This window comes from Armatimonas sp. (assembly GCF_031410135.1).
Lineage (GTDB): Bacteria > Armatimonadota > Armatimonadia > Armatimonadales > Armatimonadaceae > Armatimonas.
Window position 1 is genome coordinate 1 of record NZ_JANNYP010000610.1, and the last position, 7,699, is coordinate 7,699.

The 7,699-nt window shown below is 59.4% G+C and carries 5 protein-coding genes; 1 reads left to right on the forward strand and 4 read right to left on the reverse strand.

Going from position 1 to position 7,699, the window contains the following annotated elements; genetic code table 11:
• Window positions 1–86: 86 nt before the first annotated feature.
• Window positions 87–1,541 carry a DUF1501 domain-containing protein gene (locus RMO15_RS22360; RefSeq protein WP_309717459.1) on the reverse strand — a complete coding sequence of 485 codons (1,455 nt, stop codon included), beginning with the start codon at window positions 1,539–1,541 and terminating at the stop codon, window positions 87–89.
• Between the two features lie 148 nt (window positions 1,542–1,689).
• Window positions 1,690–4,599 (reverse strand): DUF1549 domain-containing protein, encoded by a 2,910-nt coding sequence (locus RMO15_RS22365; protein WP_309717462.1) that lies wholly within the window; start codon window positions 4,597–4,599, stop codon window positions 1,690–1,692.
• Between the two features lie 57 nt (window positions 4,600–4,656).
• On the opposite strand from RMO15_RS22365, the gene RMO15_RS22370 reads away from it, so the two are divergent.
• Complete coding sequence (locus RMO15_RS22370; protein ID WP_309717465.1) at window positions 4,657–5,505, forward strand: AraC family transcriptional regulator; 849 nt, start codon at window positions 4,657–4,659, stop codon at window positions 5,503–5,505.
• 43 nt (window positions 5,506–5,548) lie between these two features.
• On the opposite strand, the gene RMO15_RS22375 is transcribed toward RMO15_RS22370, so the two are convergent.
• Entirely contained in the window at window positions 5,549–6,364 is an 816-nt protein-coding gene (locus tag RMO15_RS22375; RefSeq protein ID WP_309717468.1) for a DUF1559 domain-containing protein, read from the reverse strand.
• Window positions 6,365–6,547: 183 nt separating this feature from the next.
• Window positions 6,548–7,639, reverse strand: a complete 1,092-nt coding sequence (locus RMO15_RS22380) for a GntR family transcriptional regulator (RefSeq protein WP_309717471.1) — start codon at window positions 7,637–7,639, stop codon at window positions 6,548–6,550.
• Window positions 7,640–7,699: the final 60 nt, after the last annotated feature.

Here is a 7,699-nt window from a genome sequence, read left to right on the forward strand (position 1 = left end):
TCCGCCGCCTGAAGAAGAACCTCCCAATCTGGGGCTTCCGTGGCATCGGGATCAAGTAGGGTGAAGTGTTTCATGAGACACTTCGCCTACGCAATAATCTCTTTGATTGGGTCGGTGTGCTCCACGCCCACGAGTTTTTGATCCAAGCCGCCGTAGAAGTAGCTGAGCTTGTTGGGGTCGAGGCCCATGAGCTGGAGCGCGGTGGCGTGGAGGCTCTTGACATGAAACGGGCTGTCCACGGCGCGGCTTCCCAGCTCATCGGTGCTTCCTACACTCACACCGCCTTTGATGCCGCCGCCCGCCATCCACATTGTGAAACCGTAGGCATTGTGGTCGCGGCCTGTGCCTGCGGCGTACTCCGCGACCGGCTGACGGCCAAACTCGCCGCCCCAGATAATCAGGGTCGAGTCCAAGAGCCCACGCTGCTTAAGATCTTGCATCAGCGCCGCGATAGGCTTATCCGTGCGGCCCGCGTGGAGCGTGTGGTTGAACATCAGGTCGCCGTGGGCATCCCAGTTGGCATCGTTGTGGCTGCCGCCGGAGTAGACCTGAATAAAGCGCACGCCTTTTTCCACTAAGCGCCGGGTGAGGATCATCTTGCGCGCAAAGTCCGCCGTCTTGGGATCGTCAAGGCCGTAGAGCTTCTTGATATGCTCCGGCTCGCTGTCCACGTCCACGGCCTGGGGGGCATTGGCCTGCATCTTGTAGGCAAGCTCGTAGCTGGCGATCCGGGCAGCGAGATTCGAGTTGTCCGCGCGGGGCGTCAGGTGCTCGTGGTTGTACTCCTGGAGCGAGTCCAAAAGCTGGCGCTGGGCGTCTTTGGAGAGCTCGGCGGGGCGTGCCAGATCGAGAATGGGCGTGCCTGCGGGGCGCAGCACGGTTCCCTGGTAGGTGGCGGGCATGTAGCCGCTGCTCCAGTTCTTCGCGCCGGAGATCGGGCCGCCAGACTGATCCAGCATCACCACAAAGCCAGGCAGGTTCTCATTGACAGAGCCCAGGCCGTAGTTCACCCACGAGCCCAGACACGGCGCACCCGAGAGGATCTTACCAGAGTTCATCTGGAGCATCGCGGAGCCATGAATCGGCGAGTCTGCCGTCATGGAGTGGATAAACGCCATGTCGTCCACGCAGTTACCGACATTGGGGAAGAGATCGGAGATCCACTTGCCGCTCTTGCCGTATTGCTTGAACTTCCACTTGGGCTCGATCAGGCGGCCCTGATTGCGCTTGCCGCCTCGTCCAAAGGTCTTGACCTCGATGGTCTGATTGTCTCGTCCGTACATCGTGGGTTTATAATCAAACGTGTCTATGTGGCTGGGGCCGCCGTACATGAACAGAAAGATCACGGACTTGGCCTTAGTGGGGAACATTGGTGGCTTTGGCGCAAGAGGATTGCCGAGTTTGGCCCCCTGCCCCTCGCCAGCGGGGGAATCGAAGGCAAAACCGTCTTTGGCGAGCAGGCCCGTCATGGCCAGGCCGGTGAACTTGGCTCCGGCCTCCCAAAGAAACTCACGTCGTGTTCGCTTGCAGAAATTATTCATAGTGTTATTCTTTCGAACCTACCTGTCAGACCCACCCGCCTCGTCCCTTGACACCCTCCCTCAGGGCAAGGAGGGTAGAAAACCCTCTCCTGACTCTCCCTTTTGCCTCCCCCTTCCTTCTTAGAGGGAAGGGGGCCGGGGGGATGGGTTAGTCTAAGTACATAAACTCGTTGAGATTGAGCGTGAGCAGGCAGAAGGTCGCCTTTGCTTGCTCGGTTGACATTTTCTGGCTCTCCAGCGTCTTGATAAGCTTGATACCGCGCTGCACCTCGGCAGGAATTGGCGTGCGCTGTGTGGCGAGAGTCAGGCCACGGGCAACAAATTTTTCGGTTAAGCCGCCGCTTTCTTTCTCTAGGCGTGTTGTCAGCACCTTAGCCTGGTCGTGGAAGAACTTACCGTTGAGCGTGGTGAGCGCCTGGGTTGGCTGCGTGCTGGCGAAGCGCGTCGGGGTGGTTCGGTCCGTCTCGGCGGCATCGAAGCCATCCATGAGAGGGAAGATCAGCGAGCGCTTCACAAAGATATAGACACTGCGGCGCGCCTTGTCCTCAGGCGTCATACGATCCGGGTACCAGTCTTTACCCGGCACGGACTGGCCCTGGAGCACCTCTTTGGGAATATCGGGGTAGACCGACGGCCCGTAGAGCTTGGGATTTAGATTACCACTGACCGCCAGTACCGAGTCGCGTAGCTCTTCTGCCGTCAAGCGCCGCATGTCCATCCGCCAGAAGAGGTTGTTCTGTGGGTCAGCCTTGAGTGCAACGGCACTGCTTCGTGAGCTCTGCTTGTAGGTGTTGCTCAGCAGAATCAGCTTGTGGAGCTTCTTGACCGACCAGCCCAGCTCGTGCGTGAACTTGGAGGCGAGAAAATCTAAAAGTTCGGGGTGCGTCGGCTCATCGCCGCCGAGGCCAAAGTTGCTGGAGGAGCGGACGATCCCGCGCCCGAAGTGCCCCTGCCAGACGCGGTTGGCCATTACGCGACCGGTGAGCTTGTTGCTGGGGCTTGCGATCCAGTTGGCTAGAGTTAAGCGTCGGCCTGAACTACTCTCGCTCAGCTCTGCGGGAGGGAAGCTGGGCCGTCCGGCTTTAATGGGCTCACCCGACGACGGCGTGACGGCAAAGCGCTCGGTGGGGAGCTTGGCATCACCGCCGCCGAGAATCTCTGGCCAGCCCGGCACGACTTTATCCGCAGGAGCGGCGGCGGAGCCACGGAGCAGGACAAAGGTCTCAATTGGCTGGTTTAGCTCTGTCACACAAAGCGCACGATCTACTTCCACGGGGCGGTTCTTGAGGTCTTCCAGCTCTTTCTTAGTACGGGCGTACTCCGGGTTAGAAACAGCCACACTCGCTTGCCCCTCCGGGCCATTGCTGGCACTGGTGGAGAGCAGGCGACGGGGCGCTCTCGGGCCCTGTCCGGGCCCAGCCCAAGAGACCGCCAGCCCGATTCCAAAGGTATTTTGGAAGTACTCCAGCCGGATCGGGACGCGGCCTGCCTCTAGTGGAACGGTCTTGCTCTGCTCCTGCCCCTGACCATGGATGCCATCGTGCTTGATCAGCTCGGTGCCATTGACCACTAAGCGTGAGCCGTCATCGGAGTCTAGGAAGAACGTGTAGCGCCCGGACTTGGGGACGATCAGTGTGCCTTCAAAGACAAACCCAATGGCGCTATCGCGGTCGCGGAGCGTGATGTCAAAGCGCTTGCTGGGCACCGGGCCGCTGCGCTCTGCCTTCAGCGTGTCAAAGTTCGGGAGCTTCTCGAACGTGTCGCGGTAGTACTTGTAGGTGAGGTCATCAAGATCGCTTGCGGCGCTAGGGGCTGTGCTCGGCGCGGCGTTTTCGAGCTCCTTGAGCCTCAGCTGAAGGGCATCAAGCTTTTGCTTTTTCTCCTCAAGGCGCTTCAGATAGTCCGCACGCTGCGCCTCGTTCTCAAAGAGGGGCTTCTCATCGGTGGGGCCACCGTTGCGGAAGTGATTGACGCCATTGAAGAAACTGACGAGCTTGTAGTAGTCTTTTTGGAGAATCGGATCTATTTTATGGTTGTGGCAGCGAGCACAGTCAAAGGTCAGGCCCATAAAGGTCTGGCCGACCGTGGTGACAATGTCGTCTAGGCCGTCGTAGCGGGCTTGCTCGCGATCCGTTGGCTCATCGTCCCAGATCCCGAGGCGGTAGAAGCCCGTGGCGAGCAGACCGTCGTTGCCCCCATCGGGCAGCTCATCGCCTGCGAGCTGCTCTTTGACGAACCGATCGTAGGGCTTGTCCGAGTTGAAGCTGCGGATCACGTAGTCGCGGTAGCGCCAGACATTGGGCTTGGGATTATCGCGCTCATAGCTATTGGTCTCGGCGTAGCGCATCAGATCGAGCCACTGCCGCCCTGCTTTTTCGCCGTAGTGCGGCGAGGCTAAGAGCCGATCCACAAGCTTTTCGTAGGCATCGGGCGCTTTATCGGCCTCAAACGCGGCCACTTCCTCGGGTGTGGGCGGTAGGCCCGTCAGGTCATAGCTCACGCGACGGATCAGCTCGCGACGGGTTGCCGTGGGGTTGGGCTTGAGGTTTTTCTTCTCCAGCCGCGCTAGCACAAACGCATCAATCGGATTGCGCACCCAGGCCGCACTCGTTACTTTGGGAGGCGCGGCGTTTTTCACCGGTTGAAAGGCCCAGTGGGTCTTGCCCATCTCAAAGAGTGCACTCCCAACCCCATTGGGAGCTACCGTACCCGCGGGCCAGAACCCGCCTTGCTTGGTCCACTCCGCCATCGTGGCGACTTCGCCGGGGGAGAGTGGGGCATTGTTCAGCGGCATTCGCGGCTTGCCGCCCAGTCCATTGACACGCTGCATTATCAGAGCAAGCTTATCCGCCGGAACTGTCTTGTCGAGCCGTAGCCCCGCAGACGCGCCGGCTTCTCCGTGGCAACCCTCGCACTTCGCGAGGATCATAGGACGGACTTTGCTCTCAAAAAATGCCGTCTGCTCCGCCGTCAGTTTTTCTGGTGCCTGCTGCTGCTGGCCCATCGCCATTGCCGCCAGTCCGAGCACACCAATCACTCCCAATAGTTCTTTCCGCATGGGTTCCTTAGCCTTTGTGAATCAGCGTATGGTACAACGGAAGTGTACCCTATTGCCATGAGTGAAACGCAGGAAGACCTTCGCCAAACCGCTGCCGAGCTGACCGATACCGGAATTATCGGGGAGCGAACACGAGAGCGCATTACCCATCGCCCTGCCGGCCCGGCGATGGTCTCACGGGGCCTGCGGGTAGCCGGGCTCTCGGAAGCCTTTTCGCCCTACGAGATGGTACGCACGCGCTGGCAACAAGGGCAAGTTCTAGTAAGCTACGGCGGTGAGGGACTTGCCTGGGTGAGTGGCGAGTGGCTTCCGGTACCACCCGGAATGGCCTATCTCTCCCCGCCGAGCGTTCCGCATGCCTTCCGCCCGCGCTACCCTGATGTGCTCTGGGAGTTTGCTTGGGTGATCTTCACCCCGGACACCGAGCTTCCCTGGCCGGAGTGCGCAAGCCTCATCCGTGCCGACCCGGAGCCCCTGCACGATGCAATTCTAGGGCTCTGGCGCGAGTCGCGGGCGGCGGCAGAGGCGGCGCATCTGGCGGTCTGGTCGGAGCTCACGCTGCTACAAGCACGGCGCTTGCTGCGTGGCGGTGCGCGCCCCGAGCGCCTGCGCTCTGTCTGGGATGCGGTGGAGAGCAACCTTGCCCATCCGTGGACAGCCCCTGAGCTATCGGCACTGGCCTGCCTCTCCGAAGGGCAGCTCCGCGTGGTCTGTCAGCAGGAGACGGGAAACAGCCCGCTGGAGCAAGTGACTCTGTTGCGAATGCGCCATGCGGGAGCGCTCCTACTCTCCACCGAGGCCAATATCGAGCAAGTCGCCGGTGCCATTGGCTACGCCAACCCCTTCGCGTTTTCCACCGCCTTCAAGCGCGTGATGGGCGTGCCACCGAGCCACTGGCGAAAATAGAACTCCCCACACGATCACATCGTGCGGGGAGCTTGTCTCTAAATTAGAGTGGGCGACTCGCTTGTGGCCAGCCCGTCATGGGAGTGCTCTTCCACTTATTGCCCCAAGGAACGAGCTTCGCATGACCGTCAAAGTAGATAATATTATAGCCCCGGCTGTGGTTGGAGTTTCCATTTTTCTGGGTATTGTTGAAGGCGTCCTGACCGTCCCAGCCGAGCATGCCGTACTCTGCAAAGAGGGTGCGCTCCGAGACCCACTCTGTGTTCTCTCCAATTGCGGCTCCTCCTGCTCCCAAATAGCGAAACTGACCATCCGAGTACCGGCCAGGAGTTGCGGTATTGTCTACGTTGTAGACCCAGTTCGGGAACCAGAAGTAGGACTCTCTGCCTGCGGCGACATTGGCATCCGAGAACCTGCGGGTTTTATCGGAGGGGCAGTACCAGACCTGTTTGTTCTTCAGATAGGGGAAGAGCTGCACGGACATCAGGGCGCGGTAGAACTGTGGGCCGTAGGAGCAAGCGCCCAAGGCAGCGCCACCGTCGCCGGGGTTGAAACCGACCCAGCCTGCTCCCGTTGTGACACCAACGGCGCAGTCGGCACCCGGAGCGGGCTGGTAGGGATTCACTTCCCAGTTTCTTCCCTGAACATTGCCTCCATAGGTTCCCATGGGGAATAGCTCGTCATAGTCTTGTGCATACATATGGACACAAGTCCCGATTTGTTTCATGTTCGATAAGCAGGCGATGGTGCGTGCTTGCTCACGCGCCTGGGCAAAGACGGGGAAGAGAATGGCAGCAAGAATCGCGATAATGGCGATGACGACAAGAAGCTCGATTAAGGTAAACGCACGTGGTTTCATAGTTTCTATCCTTTCGGGGATGTTATTTCGGAGCTGTGGCACCGGAGTTAAGGTTAGACAGCTTTTCATTGGCAGAGACGCCGTCTACTTTGGTGTCTTCCGGTTTCGTAGACGGGGATGGACAGCCGGTGAGGGCCAGAAAAGAGACAATACTCATAAGAGTAAAGCTAAGTCGAAGTGTTATCATAGTATTCCTCGGGGATGAATGGTTGCGGATAGCAGTATCGTTCGTGGGGGCGTGGTGAGGCCCCGGATTTGCTCGTCGAGGAGCTCCACCGCCGTCTCACCCAGGCGGATGAACTCTGGCGCGGTGGTTGGAAACGGCGGCTGGAAGAAGCGGCCTGCTTCGTAGTTATCAAAGCCCGCCACACGAACCTCCTCGGGCACCGCGATACCATTGCGCTGTAGAGCACCAATCAGAGCGATGGCCATGGGATCGTCCCAAGCGATGATTGCATCAGGACGAGGCGAGAGTTTGAGCAGCTCCTCAACGATAGCCTCGGCGCAGTCCTCTTGCGAGCTTCCTTGGGCAAGAGCTAGTGAAGCGGGCCAGCCATGGTAGCTCTCAGGGATCGTGAGACCGGCTCGGGTGTGGGCGACCTCCCAGCCCCGCTGGCGATCTGTGACGGAGTTATGGAGATGTGCGGAATGGCTGCGGAGAAAGGCGATGTTGCGGTGTCCATGCCGTAAGAGCACATTGGTCAGATCGTGGCCGAGGCGGAAGTTATCGATCTGCACCATGGAGCGCCCCCAAGTGGCTGAGCCAATATCGGCGAGCACAAGGGGAAACTCTCTCCAGCGCGTTTCCAGCGGGTCTGTGCTATCACTCAGATGACGGGTCGGATAGAGCACAATCCCGGCGACTCCCATCTGGATAAACTGCTCAATGAGCTGGATTTCATGCGTCAGGGAGAACTGTGAGCTGGCCATGAGGGCCTGGTAGCCCAGTTCACTTGCCCGTCGCTCCACCCCAAATCCAATGCGCTGAAGAACCGGGTTCTGTAGCTCCTCTTTGGGAGGCAGATGGGGCGCAATAAAGCCGATCATCTGAAACTCTGATGGGGGAGCCAGGGTTTTCTCTCGAACATAGGCACCGCTGCCACGCCGCATCTCAATCAGCCCCTCTGCTTCAAGTGCCGCAAGTGCCCGGGAGATCGTCGTACGGCTCACCTGGAAATGCACCTCCAGAGCACGCTCGGTCGGCAGGCGATCCCCTGGCTGTGACTCTGGTGTCAGCCAGGTCTGTTTGATCTTATCGGCCTCAGTACAGGACAAAAAATACTGGTAATTTCTACAGGATGAAAGGCACCGCCTTGGTATGATACGACAAGGTCG

Coding starts and splice junctions, on each gene's coding strand:
- RMO15_RS22370 (WP_309717465.1), top strand. CDS start 4,657: ATGAGTGAAACGCAGGAAGACCTTCGCCAAACCGCTGCCGAGCTGACC.
- RMO15_RS22365 (WP_309717462.1), bottom strand. CDS start 4,599: ATGCGGAAAGAACTATTGGGAGTGATTGGTGTGCTCGGACTGGCGGCA.
- RMO15_RS22360 (WP_309717459.1), bottom strand. CDS start 1,541: ATGAATAATTTCTGCAAGCGAACACGACGTGAGTTTCTTTGGGAGGCC.
- RMO15_RS22375 (WP_309717468.1), bottom strand. CDS start 6,364: ATGAAACCACGTGCGTTTACCTTAATCGAGCTTCTTGTCGTCATCGCC.